Origin of the sequence: Furfurilactobacillus curtus (genome assembly GCF_045862785.1) — a bacterium.
GTDB lineage: Bacteria > Bacillota > Bacilli > Lactobacillales > Lactobacillaceae > Furfurilactobacillus > Furfurilactobacillus curtus.
Genome location: NZ_BQXO01000002.1, coordinates 92,217 through 104,354 on the forward strand (window position 1 = coordinate 92,217; position 12,138 = coordinate 104,354).

Consider the following 12,138-nt stretch of genomic DNA (forward strand, 5'->3'; position numbering starts at 1 on the left):
ATTGTGAATAAGAAGATTCGTTTTTTTCAATCAATTAATTTTAAAATTGCGCTTGTATTTGCCCTGATGTTATTGATTACGCTTGAAATCGTCGGGGCTTTTTTCGTACGTCAATTAGAGCAGCAGAATTTGAGTAATTTCAAACAACAAATTCAGCTACCTGCTTATATTGATAATTCGCTATCGGATCAATTAATTCGCAGTAATACAACGTCGGCAAATTCGCGAATTAGAAGCATTTTATCAGATGTGAACAATGCGAACATTACCGAAATTCGCGTGATTGACAATAAAGGAACGGTCCGTGGTACGAGTAATATCAATGATCAAACGATTGTTGGCCAAAAAACGACGGATAGCAACGTAAAGAACGCTATCTATAATAACCGATCTTATCAACGCGATATTTATGATACGCGAGATAATAATCGTTATTATATTTCAATCGTACCGTTATTGAATTCGTCTGGTAGTAACGGAAATAATTTAGTGGGTGTTTTGTATATTCGTGCTTCGTTGGAAGGCGTTTATGAAAACATCAATAATATCACGTTGATCTACTTATCGGCGGCACTAATCGCCATCGTCTTAGGGTTATTTATGTCCATTGTTATTTCCCGGGCAATAACAAGACCAATCGACGAAATGAAACGTCAAACCGTTCAAATCGCTCAGGGGGACTATTCTGGTCAGGTTCGCGTCTACGGGACAGACGAATTAGGCCAGTTAGCCAGCGCCGTTAACAATTTGTCGGTCCGGGTCGAAGAGGCACAAGAATCAACGGAGGCCGAGCGTCGTCGGTTGGACTCCGTGCTCGCTCATATGAGTGATGGCGTGATCGCCACTGACCGACGCGGAACTGTCAACATCATCAATTCAGCTGCCCGTGAGTTCTTGAATGTTGAAGAAGATGAGGCAGAAAACGCATCCATTTTGGATTTGTTGCATATTCGTGACCAATATACGTTGCGCGAGCTTTTAGAGAGCCAAGATGAGGTTTCTTTGGATTTGTCTGAAGAAGGTCGTGATTTGATTTTACATGCCACTTTCTCGCTCATTCAACGTGAATCAGGTTTTATCTCTGGTTTGGTCTGTGTGCTCCATGATGTCACTGAACAGCAAAAGGAAGATCAAGACCGCAAGCAGTTTGTTTCTAACGTGTCACACGAATTGCGGACGCCGTTAACTTCCGTCAATTCGTATATTGACGCATTGGTTGATGGGGCATGGCAAGATCCTAAAGTGGCACCGAATTTTTTGAAAGTGGCACAAGACGAAACTGAGCGAATGATTCGGATGGTCAATGATCTATTGGCATTGAGTCGCATGGACTCAGGCACCACCAAGCTGGAATTGGAAACTGTTAACCTAAATGAGCTATTTAATTACATCTTGAATCGATTTGAGATGATGCTCAAGAATGAAGATAGCCCGCATCATCAAAAGCACTACCAAATTGAACGAGACTTCACTGATAAGGATCTTTGGGTTGAGATTGATACCGATCGGTTTACTCAAGTGGTCGATAATTTGATGAATAACGCGATTAAGTATTCTCCTGATGGTGGTATCATTACTTGCCGTTTGCTAGAAACGCATAATCAAGTCATCATGAGTATTTCTGATCAAGGATTAGGGATTCCACGGAAAGATCTGACCCACATCTTCGATCGTTTTTACCGTGTCGATAAGGCGCGATCTCGGGCTCAGGGGGGCACAGGTTTAGGGTTAGCCATCTCTAAAGAGGTGATTCAGATGTTAGGTGGACGTATCTGGGTCGACAGTACTGAAGGCAAGGGATCGACGTTCTATATTTCATTGCCATTCGAGCAGTTTGAGGAGGATGACTGGGATGTGGAATAAAATTCGTTCAGGCAGTTTACCGGTTGCCTTATTTTTGTTAGTGATTATTAGTATTATATTATCCTTTTTGATTTGGACCAATCCGGCGCGCTACGATCGCACACGCTTGAATGGCGCTGCTAGTACGGGGTCGACACACTCAACAGTGACGACAAGAGCCATTGATGATATTTTTTTGCCAACCCAAGTGGTTGTGACCAACCAGCAAGGTCAATCAGAAACGGTCTACAATCCGAAGATTAATTTAGTGACGTCACTAAAAAGTGTCGTTGAAAAGTGGCAAATGAGTGACTTTCGAAAGATTAGCCAAGGTGATGTGAGTGCTTATCAAAGGCTGTTAAATCGTCATGGAATGGTGCAACTTGTGTATGCGGATAATATTGGGCGAGGGATTTTTAACCGCTCTTATGGACAAAAGTTATTGATGTCGCCAACCGCCAAATTTTCGCGAATTATTTTTTCAACGCACGCTGCTGGAAGCCTGTATTTATTGAACGACGATAATCAATCGATCTATCAAATTCATGTTCGAAAGCAGGCATTAAGCCAGATTCGTCAGTTATTGAGCAAGGCCAATCAACGGTATCGCGTGACCGAACACGCTGCTAATGATCATACGTTAACCTACTATGAGAACTCGGTGCGCATACCGCGCTACAGTTACTTGGTTGGCAAACAGAGTGCTAGTTTTTTTGTCACATCGTTACTTAATACTGGCGAGTCCACGTCTGTGACCGTTCATCGCACGACAGGCCATACGATTTACTTAGCGGGCACGTATAAGCGGATGACTGTCACCAATAAAACGGGTGCTGTTCAATTTGAAGACTATAATGCCAATCAAAAGATGACCCGAGATTTAGGGAATAACTTAATCAAGAGCTTTAATGGTTTGTCTAAAACGGGCCTACCGTTAGATACGATTCGCTATTTTGATAATGAACATAACGGTCATCAAGTGACCTATCGCTCTTTTGTTGAAGGGTTCCCCATCTTTAACCAGACAGATTTTGGAGCTGTCCAGGTTAAACACGATCATGCTGGCACGCAAGAAATTAACTTTACATTGACGAACTTACAAGTGCCGTTACCGACAGACTCCACGAGTCGCGTGACATTACCGAGCACGCTCACGGTCATGAGCCAACTTGCGGCGGCTGGAACGCCGGCAAGCAAAGTTAAAGACATTGTCTTGGGCTATCAATGGGAGAGTAATTCTGATTCAAATCAAGTCGTGGATTTACAGCCAACCTACTATGTCTATGTGGCCGGCAAGTGGCAAGTTTATACAGATTTACTAGGTGAGTAATTTTGCTAGCTGAAGATCAGTGAGACTGTTAAGGGAAGGAATTCAACATGAACTTTCGCCGCATTCAATGGATATTTTTAATTGCGTTTATTGCGATTGATATCTTTTTATTAATTTCATGGCAGCAAAGCGATGCGACGGTGAAGGAAACCTCACCGCGAAATGCGAATTCTGCGACGACGATTTTACGGGAAATGCGTGGTGATGGCATTACCTTTAGTACGTTGTCAAATAAAGAGGCCCAAGGCTACTATGTCTCCGGTAAGACAGGCTTGGCGCGGTTAAGAACTGGTGCGCAAAATTTGACCTACCAAGAGTATCGGTTTACATCAACTGAAATGACCAGTACCTTACATCAAACATTGGTCATTAATCCTAAATCACCGCAAACTCAACTCAATCGTTTCATTAAAAGTGGCTCTAACGTCACAGCGGGCAATGATTATGTTTATAGCCCGGAACTGTCTCGCGTGGCAGCAAATGAGGTCGTCTACGTTCAAGTTGTCCCCTCTGGCACAATTATGGCACCCTCAGGTCAACTACGTTTTCGGGTAGGGGATAAGAACCAAGTCATCGGCTATACACAATCCTACGTTAGTAACGTAGAACCATTACGCGAAAAAACCACCACTATTAGTCAGCAAAAAGCGCTAATCTGGCTGTACCAGTACAATGAATTACCGAATAATAGTCGAGTTGTTTGGTCGCGATTGGCTTATTCCCGATTATTACGCGTTTCCGATAATAATGTGTATGTGCCAACGTGGTTTATCGCGTTACGTTCTAAGAGTACAAACAATGTTGTTATTAAGCGGGTCAATGCCTTCACTGGTGCGGTGATGAAGTCGACGGATTCAACAACGGCGGTGACGAATGGAAATGGAGCGGTTAATAGTCGTGTAAGCTCGGATAATTCTCAGTCACCGACTGTTGACCAAAGTAATGTTGACGTTAGTTCTGTAGGAGATTAAAAAAAGCTTGTGACTTCCGCGTAAGCGGCCAATTCGTGTTACGATGAGATGTGATTTTTAAATGACATAAATTTAATTGTGATGGAGATGGCTTTGTGATTAATTTGAATACACCACAATTGGGATTGGGTCCGGTTGCTGAATCATCAACGGATGCGATGAAAATTAGTGTTTTAGCTAGTGGAAGTTCCGGTAATGTGACTTATATCGAAACGCCGACGCATAAAGTGTTGGTTGATGCGGGTTTGTCTGGTAAAAAAATTAATGAATTAATGCAAAGCATTGGTCGTGATTTACAGGACGTTGATAGTTTATTTGTGACGCATGAACATACGGATCATGCAAAGAGTGTTGGTGTGCTAGCGCGTAAATATGGGATCAATGTATATGCAAACGAAAAAACTTGGTCAGCTATCGCTGGTAAAGTTGGCAAAATTCCCTTAGAACAAAAGTTTGACCTTGAAGCGGGAGAAATCCAAGAATTGGATGGCCTAGATGTTCAAAGTTTTCCTGTTTCCCACGATGCAATTGATCCGCAATTTTATGAAATGCATTATGGTGGCAAGTCCTTTGTGATTCTGACGGATACCGGATACGTCTCTGAGCGGATGGCTGGTGTGATTAAAAATGCTGATGGCTACTTGTTCGAGTGTAATCATGACATGGATATGTTACGAATGGGGGCTTACCCGTGGCCATTAAAACAACGAATTTTAGGTGATACGGGTCACTTGTCTAATGAAGACGGCGCCAATGCCTTAATGGAAGTGTTAGGAAATCGGACGAAACGGATTTACTTGGGGCATCTTAGTCGTGAAAATAACATGAAGGCCCTTGCTCATCTGACAGTTGCTTCAATGATGACTGAAAAGGATTACGGCGTTGAACATGATTTTCATTTGTTAGATACCGACCCTGATGCAGCAACAGATTTGACAATTCTTTAGCTATGTTTCACGTGAAACACTTGGACAGAGATGTTCAAGTGTTTATTTTTTGTCGCTAAAGTGGTTGAGGGATGTTTTCTTTAAATTTTTAGCAAGTCCAGGGACAGGTTTAAGTGGTTTTTAAGCTGGAACGGTATAATGGAACTAATAAGAAATGAGGAGGTAGGCGGGTTACCGCAAATTGCCTATGGATTATAATGACATGAATAATCAAACAAACGGCGGCCCCCAACCGCACGGGCCTAAACAATCCAATCGTGGATTAGTCAAAGTTGGGATTGTCGCTCTCGTTGCGGGTTTATTGGGCGGAGGGATCGCTTATGGTGGCGCAAGTGCGATCAATAATGCCAACGGTGGCGATACATCTTATAAAAATGGGACGACTAAGGTGGCGAATGTCACAGTTAAGACGAACTCTGACGCGACTAAGGCCTTTAGCAAAGTCAAAAATGCGGTTGTTTCTGTAGTTAATCTACAGAAACAATCTTCCAATAGTGAAAGCGGACTGTATGGTATTTTTGGCGGTGGCTCCTCGTCTAACAACTCTGGCAGCAGTAGCAGTAGTAGTTCTGACAACTCTTTAGAGGCAGCCAGCGAAGGCTCAGGCGTTGTTTATAAGAAGTCTGGGAACGATGCTTATATCGTGACGAATAATCATGTAGTGTCCGGATCTAGTGCCCTAGAGATCATTTTGAGTAACGGAAAGAAAATATCAGGTAAGTTAGTCGGAACAGATTCAACGACTGATTTAGCCGTGATTCGCGTTAAAGCAGATGAAGTTTCAACAGTCGCTCAATTCGGTGATTCGACGGCTATTCAAGCTGGACAATCGGTGCTCGCAATCGGTTCGCCATTGGGATCGCAATATGCGACATCAGTGACCGAAGGGATTATTTCAGCGACAAAACGGACGGTGCCTGTCGAAAATGAATCTGGGAACCAAACCGGTGATGCAACGGTTATTCAGACCGATGCGGCGATTAACCCTGGGAATTCCGGGGGCGCACTGGTGAACTTAGCTGGACAGGTGATTGGCATTAACTCAATGAAGTTAGCCTCGTCTTCTAGTGGCACGTCAGTTGAAGGGATCGGCTTTGCGATTCCATCTAATGAAGTGGTTTCTATAATCAACCAACTCATTACGAATGGTAAAGTTGTGCGACCAGCATTAGGTGTCGGTTTGGTAGATCTCTCTAATGTGGACAGCAACAGCCAATCTAGCACCCTAAAACTGCCAAACAGTGTAACTGGCGGTGTGGTCATCATGAAGGTTTACAGCGGGTCAGCTGCGGAGAAATCAGGCTTGAAGAAGTATGATGTAATTACCAAGATGGATGGTAAGAAGATCACCTCACAAGCCGATTTACGAGATGTGCTCTATGCCCATAAAATTGGCGACAAAGTTTCAGTGGAATACTACCGTGATGGCAGTCTTAAAACTGGCACGGTGACATTAAGTGAGAGTACGAGTGATTTAACCAATCAAACAAAGTAAAACAAAAAAGGTCATCAGTGGATGGCCTTTTTTTATGCGATAAGGCGTGAAATAGAGTCTGGTTACTTTGTGAATTCGATGATTGTCTGGCGTAATAGTTTAAACACTATAAATTTTTGGGTAGCTAAAACCCTTGATAAGGTGCATTAAGTCAGGGATAGACAGTGTTTTTGAGCGTGGACACGCCTAACTTCCTTGAAGAATACAAATAATGATATAACCACGTTTTGTTGTGCAAGATAACGGAATGTGGCGAAAATTGACGCACTTTATGCAGCTTTTTTTGGTAATATGCAATTAGGCAAAAAGTAAACGAGCTGATGAAGTAAACATGTTATTCGGTCTGTGTTTAATTTTTGTATAGTAAGATTACAAATCCGAATGTTATTTTTTTATGTGAGTGCTTTTTTCACTTATTGACTAATGAAATCAATGAATAAACCGAACAAAGACGAAATAGAAAAATAAAGTGGTTCGGACGCTAAATTGCAATGATAAAATTGTTTTGCACAGAAGTGGAAAAGTATGTGGAAAACTGTGGATAAGTTTGTGAATGCGAAATAAACGCCGAAAAATCGGGATCCAGTTTCCGTGGAAAAAGTTATCCACACCCTCGAAAAACGAGGTGGATAACTTTCTGTTTTCAGGTTTTTTCGTTTTTAAAATCCTTTTGTATCAGCGTTTTACACGAACGTGTTCGCTCTGATTCTCCCTGTGGATAACTGTGGATAACTTTTATTCATTGTGACTAAGTACGTCCGTTAGAATTGCACGAAATGTTTAAACTTTTGGTTACAAAGATTAAGGAAATCTAAAGCACTCTGCTGGCTTGCCAAATTGTTAGTTGCTTTTTAGTGGGAGGATTCTTGTGAAAATTAAGATTATTGGCGTGGGGAAATTAAAAGAAAAGTATTTTAAACAAGGGATTGAGGAGTATGCTAAACGGCTAAGCAAGTTCTGTACGTTTGAAATTGTTGAAGTGCCCGACGAAAAAGCCCCTGAAACCTTGAGTCAAGCAGAAATGGAGCAAGTGATGGCCAAGGAAGGGACGCGGATTTTAGAACATATCAAAGATCGCGAGTATGTTTATGCTCTCGCGATTAAGGGCCAAGAACGAACTTCCGAAGCCTTTGCGAAAGAAATTGATGAGCTAAGCACGTATGGCCACTCAGATATTACATTTGTTATTGGCGGTTCGCTAGGACTAACCCCAGCTGTTTTGAAGCGCGCCGATACACAAATTTCATTCGGGCGGTTTACATTACCGCATCAGTTAATGCGGCTCGTGTTGACGGAGCAAATCTACCGCGCGTTTATGATTAATGCGGGCAGTCCGTATCATAAGTGATGCGGTTTTTTAAAATAGATACGAATCGCCTTCCTTGGATGGAGGGCGATTTTTTTATTATTTGAAGTGTACGTAACTTGATTATCGTTTCAAATATATATTATTCAAATGATGTCTGATCATAATCATCATAAAAAATGAAAGGGGCAGATAAAATGGATGAACTTAGTATTGCCACTAAGCAAATTAGCGATTATCTCGGCATGGTGGTTGTGGCAAAGGAATTAACGCAAGAATCAGTTGTACTAACATCGGATGAAGTGGACGCTGAAATACTAGGAGCTATGCCAATTAGTTTGTTATCGGGATGGGTCATTGTTGATATGTATGAGTCAGACATTGGTGATCAAAGCGTCATGATTTATTTCATTAGAGAAGCTTCTGGCGTCGGAGATCCCATTGTCGAAGGGTGTGTTGTAAATAACGAAAAGATTATTTGGACTCAGATCCTTGGTAAAGGAGAGAACGAGTGATGAGGTCCGATTGGTATTCCATTTATCAGGAGATTGCAAGTTTCACTTCAGAAAGTACAACAATTCGGCTTAGTGAGCATTTCGGAGGGGAATCAGTCTTTTTTCCGCAGCGCATGATTAGCCCAGAAGGAATGGTCAAAAATGCTCAAATTTTACAGGAAAAAGGCTTGAATCATCAGCAAATTGCTCATGAGTTAGGGATATCCGTTCGAACCGTCGGACGCTATCTAGGGTGACATAAAGGGTGCACAGTTACGTGCAACTCTACATTCATCTAAGGGTGACCGATGTTTTTCCAATGACTTAATCAAATTGCTATGATGTCATTAGTTCTTTGGAGGATCGCTGATGGGTGATATTGATGAGGATGCGTTGCAAGATACGTATCAACGGATTGCTAAGGAAATTGGCGTTGAGAATATGTTGAAAATATATCGGTTGTGCCGTGGTGAGCAAATTTCATTTCCACTTCACATGTACTCACGAGAACGGGTTATATCAGCCGTTAAAAAGCAATATGACGGTACCAATTTACGTGAGTTGGCCGATAGATACGGTTATTCTCGCCGCTGGCTCCGATCAGTTCTAAAGAACAGTTCGCAGCTGGAAACAAATAATAAATTCATTTAGGGGTGTTTCGTATGAAAAATAATGTGAAGGCCATGTTAGGGACAGTAACTGCACTAACAACAAGCTTGTTGATTGGGGCCACGACAACTAGTGCCAATGCTAGTGCTAAATGGCAAGCACGCAGTGTTACACAAATTAAGCAATCAATTGATCAAGTTGGTTTTAACAACTATGTCATTCAATGGGGCGACACGCTATCAGGCATTAGTGAAGCAACTGGAGTATCAGTCCCTCAATTGGTTCAGATCAACCACGCGACCAATGCAGATTTGATCATCGCTGGAACTCATTTGGTGTTTAATGGAAACCAAATGTCGGTGGTTCAAGCAAGCGGTACAGTCACTGGGACATATACGGTGACCCAAACGCCAAGAAACACGGCTCAGATCCAAGCTAGTGGTTCATATACTTTGCCTAGTGCAAATGCATCAGCCACAAACACCCAATCGTCAAATACTTCTGTAACGACAACTACGCCATCGCAGGGATCCACAACTACGTCGAATGGGACAGCAACTTCAGTAGCAACTGGATCAAATGAGGCGGGGACTACTACAAATTCTAATCCAGATCAAAATCAAGTTTCTTACGCTGTTAACTACTACTTGGTAACTTCGGATGGTCGAGACATTGTTGGAACAGGCGCACTCGGAAATGAGACGAGAACTGCACAAAGTGGCCAATACGTCACTATTAATCCACGAGTTGACGCTGATGGGAATTATCCAACTGAAGGGGCTATATTAGCTGGCTCAGACGGACCTAATGGACGAGTTGGTGTTTACGGGCAAATTGGGGCAATACCGGACACGAACCTGAACACGCCAGATCGTACACCAGAATCTACAGACACATTTAATCCAAGCAATTATGCTCAGAGCTTTAACGCGGCAAACGGACAACAAGTTAACTTCTACTACGTACTGAATAAAACCGTTGCAGGTTGGGGATCCGGGAGGTAAAGCATGATTGTTATCTTATTAATTCTGGCGATCGCTGGTGGTGCGTGGTTCGTTCACGCTAAGATGGGGTACTCATGGTCAAAAATACTGACTGGTGCAGGGGTAGCATTGGTAGGCATTGTTGGCTGGGCTTTAAGAACAGAAAGTAACACTAACAAACATTTGCATGAATCAGCAGATCAGGTTTATAACGCTAGCAATGAACAGCTAGCGAACTGGGCTATGCAAAATGATGATCCAACTCTACGTGATATGGCGGACAGGGAATTACGCAAGCGTCACGGTGATAACTGGCGACGATATTTATAAGTGTGTTGAGAAAGGCGAATCTTCAATTGAAGACTCGCTATTTTTTTGTTTATATGGGTCAACGTTTGGAGGATAATCTATGATATTAAAAGATTGGGCAAGAATTGTTTTAAAAGTCACTTCAGTTGTCTGTTTGGAGCTTGTTAAACAACTAGGAAAATGACTATTTAGCCAAGATAGTTTGGCATGAATGGAGACAACACGATGCAGGAGAAACCAATAAGAACAAGGATGATTGACAGTCTTATAGGGACAAAGATGATTGATATTCTTAAACTGGTTCCTTATCCCTTGAAAGTGCCAAAGCATGATGAAAAATTCGACGAGGCAGGCTTCGAGTTAATTTCACTTGCTGAAGCTGATCATCGTGTCCGACAGCGAGCAGTGAGAGACAGCTTACTATTGCTGAACAAAACATGTTCAAAAAGAAATGGATATGATGTTTACAGACAAATGTTCTCAGATGAAAAATTAAAAAAATTTACTGAGAATATTATGATTGATGGAGATACTTTAGCGGCCTTCATGATTATTTTAACAACATATACCTTTTGGTCACGAGAGAGCAGTATGCAGGTGCTCGCGGCTAGAAAAGGGTTAACGTTGCAACAGAAGCGAACCATTTATAATAAGCAAGCGAAAGCTTACTATAATCCTAAACTCACACCAGAACAGTATGAACAAGTTATGAATGGCGAGGTTGACGTGAAGACATTATACACGGATCCTGTTTATCAGCGTTTTTTGAGCGTGTATGACTATGTAAAGTCTGAAGTAGAGTCCAATGAAAATGTAGACAAGAGTATTACAAATCCTTTTTTTGAGTATTTCAGAAGTGCTGACAATTTCAAATTGTTAACAGGTTATGAGGCTACTGATAACCTGTTGGCCGAGGTATTACCCCGAGCTGAAACTATTTCTCGATCGGAAAATTCAATACTGGATGCCATCTTTCAGGCTGTCACGCGACCTGGCTACGCAATTCATAGTAGCGTGGCCGACAATATCACAGTAATTCAAATGTTTTTATCTCAGGCGTCGCGTCCACAGTTATTTAGATCAATGACACAGTCCTTAATACAGGAAAATGATAAGTTGTTTAAGGAACTGTTGACTCAGTCTGAAGCAGTCGGTAAGCGACTCGGTCAGGATCAAATTGAAGTAACGGATAATCCATGGCTTCGTGTGTATGAAATTGATTTGCACGAAAAATTAGTCAACTTAAAAAAATTTATTGAGAATAAATAAAGTCCGTGGAACTTGATTTCACGGACTTTTTTTGTATTGTAGGACGATTCATGTAGGGGGTTTTTTCATAGTTGTCACTAATCCTTTGTAAAGAATCTTGCGATCATGTAGTTGTTGGTCACATGGAATTTATCCATGTGACACAGCAAACGCTTAGTTAATGGCCATTAAGTTAAGCAATCACATTGACGGAGGATTTTTATTTATGATACCAGAGCAAGAGCTTTTGGCTAGCGATTGTTACGTTGAGGGCGTTCTCGTAGATTGTAGGGTAATTGATGAATATGTGATCTTTGTTGAGATAGATCCATATAAATGCACCATTTCCGGACCTGGCTTTGAAAGGATAATCGACAGTTTTGCGTATTATGCGCTGGGCGAGCCAAAAAGATTTCGAGCTTCAATTTCAACGGCTTTCAACTGTCCAGCCGAAGAGCTGCTAGAACTTAAAGGAAAAAGGGTTGCGTTCGATTTGACTGTGTTGACATCAGCATCCATTATCGGGTATTTCTCTATGACTTCTGCTGGAGAGGTAACTGAATGAATAAGCTTAGAAAGCACAGGAATCCAACAGTCAATGTTC

General features: G+C 41.9%; 13 protein-coding genes. All 13 read left to right on the plus strand.

The annotated features are described in order from the left end of the window. Positions 1-3 precede the first annotated feature (3 nt). The 13 genes from walK (at position 4) to ACKTR2_RS03590 (ending at position 12,099) form a co-directional block, all read left to right on the plus strand. The gene (walK, locus tag ACKTR2_RS03530) at positions 4-1,863 is read left to right on the plus strand and encodes a cell wall metabolism sensor histidine kinase WalK (protein ID WP_407882644.1); all 1,860 of its coding nucleotides are present in this window, start codon (positions 4-6) and stop codon (positions 1,861-1,863) included. Continuing rightward, positions 1,853-3,172 (plus strand): YycH family regulatory protein, encoded by a 1,320-nt coding sequence (locus ACKTR2_RS03535; RefSeq protein ID WP_407882645.1) that lies wholly within the window; start codon positions 1,853-1,855, stop codon positions 3,170-3,172. The genes walK and ACKTR2_RS03535 overlap by 11 nt, the downstream gene beginning before the upstream one ends. 47 nt (positions 3,173-3,219) lie before the next feature. Further along, positions 3,220-4,143 carry a two-component system regulatory protein YycI gene (locus ACKTR2_RS03540; RefSeq protein WP_407882646.1) on the plus strand — a complete coding sequence of 308 codons (924 nt, stop codon included), beginning with the start codon at positions 3,220-3,222 and terminating at the stop codon, positions 4,141-4,143. Between the two features lie 158 nt (positions 4,144-4,301). Further along, positions 4,302-5,090 (plus strand): MBL fold metallo-hydrolase, encoded by a 789-nt coding sequence (locus tag ACKTR2_RS03545; RefSeq protein ID WP_407883430.1) that lies wholly within the window; start codon positions 4,302-4,304, stop codon positions 5,088-5,090. 202 nt (positions 5,091-5,292) lie between these two features. Further along, entirely contained in the window at positions 5,293-6,585 is a 1,293-nt protein-coding gene (locus tag ACKTR2_RS03550) for a S1C family serine protease (RefSeq protein WP_407882647.1), read from the plus strand. An 868-nt stretch (positions 6,586-7,453) separates the two neighbouring features. Then, complete coding sequence (gene rlmH / locus ACKTR2_RS03555; RefSeq protein WP_407882648.1) at positions 7,454-7,933, plus strand: 23S rRNA (pseudouridine(1915)-N(3))-methyltransferase RlmH; 480 nt, start codon at positions 7,454-7,456, stop codon at positions 7,931-7,933. Positions 7,934-8,088: 155 nt separating this feature from the next. After that, positions 8,089-8,406 carry a hypothetical protein gene (locus ACKTR2_RS03560; RefSeq protein WP_407882649.1) on the plus strand — a complete coding sequence of 106 codons (318 nt, stop codon included), beginning with the start codon at positions 8,089-8,091 and terminating at the stop codon, positions 8,404-8,406. Further along, complete coding sequence (locus ACKTR2_RS03565) at positions 8,406-8,642, plus strand: Mor transcription activator family protein (protein ID WP_407883432.1); 237 nt, start codon at positions 8,406-8,408, stop codon at positions 8,640-8,642. Before ACKTR2_RS03560 ends, ACKTR2_RS03565 begins: the two co-directional genes overlap by 1 nt. Before the next feature lie 112 nt (positions 8,643-8,754). Beyond that, on the plus strand, positions 8,755-9,036 hold the full coding sequence (locus ACKTR2_RS03570) for a Mor transcription activator family protein (RefSeq protein WP_407882650.1): 282 nt from the start codon (positions 8,755-8,757) through the stop codon (positions 9,034-9,036). A gap of 11 nt (positions 9,037-9,047) precedes the next feature. Continuing rightward, positions 9,048-9,998, plus strand: coding sequence for a LysM peptidoglycan-binding domain-containing protein (locus ACKTR2_RS03575; protein WP_407882651.1), 951 nt, complete (start codon positions 9,048-9,050; stop codon positions 9,996-9,998). A gap of 3 nt (positions 9,999-10,001) precedes the next feature. Next, entirely contained in the window at positions 10,002-10,307 is a 306-nt protein-coding gene (locus ACKTR2_RS03580) for a hypothetical protein (protein WP_407882652.1), read from the plus strand. Between the two features lie 204 nt (positions 10,308-10,511). Further along, positions 10,512-11,555 (plus strand): hypothetical protein, encoded by a 1,044-nt coding sequence (locus tag ACKTR2_RS03585; protein ID WP_407882653.1) that lies wholly within the window; start codon positions 10,512-10,514, stop codon positions 11,553-11,555. A 205-nt stretch (positions 11,556-11,760) separates the two neighbouring features. Continuing rightward, a complete protein-coding gene (locus ACKTR2_RS03590) occupies positions 11,761-12,099 on the plus strand; it encodes a hypothetical protein (protein ID WP_407882654.1) in 339 nt (112 codons plus the stop codon). Positions 12,100-12,138 lie beyond the last annotated feature (39 nt).